This window comes from Martinezella calliandrae, assembly GCF_030272695.1.
Taxonomy (GTDB): Bacteria; Pseudomonadota; Alphaproteobacteria; order Rhizobiales; family Rhizobiaceae; genus Rhizobium; species Rhizobium calliandrae.
The window spans coordinates 1-1,494 of record NZ_JARFYN010000140.1; the positions used below are offsets into that span (position 1 = coordinate 1).

At 60.0% G+C, this 1,494-nt stretch carries 1 pseudogene; it reads right to left on the minus strand.

The window, feature by feature from the left end:
* Positions 1-321: 321 nt before the first annotated feature.
* Positions 322-1,486 (minus strand): annotated as a pseudogene (locus PY650_RS36355) (IS110 family RNA-guided transposase).
* Between the last annotated feature and the right edge of the window lie 8 nt (positions 1,487-1,494).

Below are 1,494 nucleotides of genomic sequence, written 5' to 3' on the forward strand. Positions count from 1 at the left end.
GTGGCATTTGCTTATATGAGGAGGGTCAACACGGAACTTTCGTCAGGGTGACATTTGGCACTCCGTTATTCATTGCGGCATCCATGGTCTGAGCCCGTTGCGCGACGCGGCTCGTTGCCAAGCCAAATCCAACTTATATACGGTCGCTGTTCGAGACAGCAGCACCAACATCCCGCTTGCGGGCGGACAGGGCTCAGGAGGACGATACCATTCTACACGAGCGGCCTATTTTTGAGCCAAGCAAATGCTAGGTTCGTCCACCTGGATCCGCCAGGACTGATCGGGTCCTGGAAGATTGCAGAATTCAGTTTGGGTAACCAATCAGGCGGTCTTTATAATTGCGCCCTCGATAACGACGCCGGCATTGACGTATTTCCACAGCGCGACAAGCAGCTTGCGGGCGAGCGCGACAATCGTTGTCTTCTTGAGACGGCCACCGTTCTTCTTAACCCGATCTCTAAACCACAACGTGAGCGCCGCGTGCGGTTGATGACGCACCCAAAGCCAAGCCATCTGGATCAACGTCGTTCGCAGCCTCGGATTGCCGGATTTCGAAACTCCTTGATCGTGATCGACTGAGCCACTCTGCCAGGATGTCGGCGCAAGGCCGGCATAGGCGGCAACCTGTCGTCGGTTATTGAAGCAACGCGACAGCCCCTCCGACCAGAGTACGGCGGCAAACTCCGGCCCGATGCCTTTCAGGTTGAGTAACATCGCCGGTGCTGGCGAGACGACCTGCGTGGCGGCGAGCATGGCGTCGCGGGCGGCCTCGACAGCCTTGATCTGCTCAAGCAGCAGTTCCAGCCGATCGAGTTCGCGACCGATCTGCGCCTTCAAGTGCGCAGGCAGCATACGACCGTCGCCAGTCGTGCATTCCTCCAGTCGCACGCGTCGATCGCGGCGCAGCGGTTCGTAGCCGGATATGCCCTGGCTGACCAGCAGCCCCTTAATGCGGTTAACGTGCCTTATCCGCTCTTTCGTCAGAGCCTGGCGCTCACGCGAGAGGCGGCGGCGATCCTCTTCCTCGGGCGTCGGCACACGGACCATCGCACACACCCGCGGCTCGCCCCCGCTGATAAGCAAGCAACGCCCGGACCAACGCTTCGCCGTCGATCCTGTCGGTCTTGGCCCGGCGCCGCCGGCGCGAGGTTGCAATCGAGGCCGGATCGACCACATGGCTCTCGATACCCTCGGCCACCAATACGCGATGGATCCAGAAGCCGTCGAGTCCAGCCTCCTGGATGACAATGATCGGAAAGCATTGACCGGTTCGCGTCTGCGCTTTCTTCTTGAGTTCGGCAAAACGAGCCAGCATGCCGGCGACGTCGCCTGCAGCGACCACATGCTTCGACATCTTCTCGCCAGCCCCCGGCGACAGCGAGGTGATCAGCCATTTCGATTGGCTGAGTTCCAATGAGACGAAGATTGCGCCAAGATCAGTCCGGATAGTGGTCCGCGCTTCGGATCGGTGAGCTGCAACGGGCATGCTTGCCT